Below are 1,519 nucleotides of genomic sequence, written 5' to 3' on the forward strand. Positions count from 1 at the left end.
CGAACTACGCGGCGGGCAACACCTTCCTCGACGCGCTCGCCGCACACCGTCGCTCCCTCGGCCTGCCCGGACTCTCCCTGGCCTGGGGCGCCTGGAACCAGGGCGCCGGCATGACCAGCGGACTCACCGAGGCCGACCTGCGACGAGCCGCCGAGGCGGGCATGCCCCTGCTCTCGGTCGACCAGGGCCTCACCCTCTTCGACGCGGCCCTGGCCACCGGCCATGCCGCCGTGGCGCCCGTCCGCCTCGACCTGGCGGCCCTGCGTGCCCACGGCACCGTCCCTCCGCTGCTGCGCGGACTCGTCCGCACAGCGACCCGGCGCACGTCGGCCACGGGAGCGGGAGCGAGTACCGACCGCGGGCTCGCCGACCGCCTCGCCCGGTTGGAGCGTGCCGAACGTCGTGCCGCGCTGCTCACCCTCGTACGGGCCGAGGCCGCCCTGGTGCTCGGTCACACGAGCGGCGACGGGGTCGACCCGGCTCGCGCGTTCCGCGATCTCGGCTTCGACTCCCTGACAGCGGTGGAGCTGCGTAACCGGCTGAACACGGCAACCGGACTCCGGCTGCCCGCCACGATGATCTTCGACTACCCGACCGTGGAGACGCTGGCCGGTCATCTGCTCGAAGAACTCGTCGGCCCGGACGCGGACCTCGACCGGGAGCCGACCGCACCGGAACTCCCCGGCACCCTCCTCGACGACCCCATCGTGATCGTCGGAATGAGCTGCCGCTTCCCCGGCGGCATCGGCGCGCCGGAAGATCTGTGGCGGCTGGTCACCGAGGGTGCCGACGTCGTCTCCGGCTTCCCGACGAACCGCGGCTGGGACCTCGACGCGCTGTACAACCCCGACCCCGAGCACATGGGCACCTCCTACACGCGCTCCGGCGGGTTCCTGCACGACGCCGGAGAGTTCGACCCCGCGTTCTTCGGGATGTCCCCCCGTGAGGCGATGGCGACGGACGCACAGCAGCGGCTGCTGCTGGAGACGTCGTGGGAGGCCATCGAACGGGCCGGGATCGACCCCGTCTCCCTGCGTGAGAGCCAGACGGGCGTCTTCGCCGGCGTGATGTACGGCGGCTACAACACCGCTCTGTCCGGCGGGGAGTTCGAAGGCTTCCAGGGCCAGGGCAGCGCGCTGAGCGTCGCCTCGGGCCGGGTCTCGTACACCTTCGGGTTCGAAGGACCCGCCGTGACCGTGGACACGGCGTGCTCGTCGTCGCTCGTGGCCATGCATCTGGCCGCGCAGGCCCTGCGCGGTGGTGAGTGCTCGCTGGCGCTGGCCGGCGGCGTCACCGTCATGTCGATCCCCGACACGTTCGTGGAGTTCTCCCGTCAGCGGGGCCTGGCCCCCGATGGCCGTTCCAAGCCCTTCTCGGAGTCGGCCGACGGAGTCGGGTGGTCCGAGGGCATCGGCATGCTGCTCCTGGAGCGGCAGTCGGACGCGATCCGCAACGGTCACGAGATCCTGGCGGTGGTGCGGGGTTCGGCGGTCAACCAGGACGGTGCGTCCAACGGTCT

The 1,519-nt window shown here is 71.9% G+C and carries 1 protein-coding gene; it reads left to right on the forward strand.

Features of this window, described 5'->3' with window-relative positions; translation table 11 throughout:
• Nucleotides 1–1,519, forward strand: a 1,519-nt coding sequence (locus tag ABZ154_RS34995) for a beta-ketoacyl synthase N-terminal-like domain-containing protein (protein ID WP_356838502.1), incomplete at both ends; no start/stop codon positions are given.

Source organism: Streptomyces sp. NPDC006261, from assembly GCF_040613515.1.
Lineage (GTDB): Bacteria > Actinomycetota > Actinomycetes > Streptomycetales > Streptomycetaceae > Streptomyces.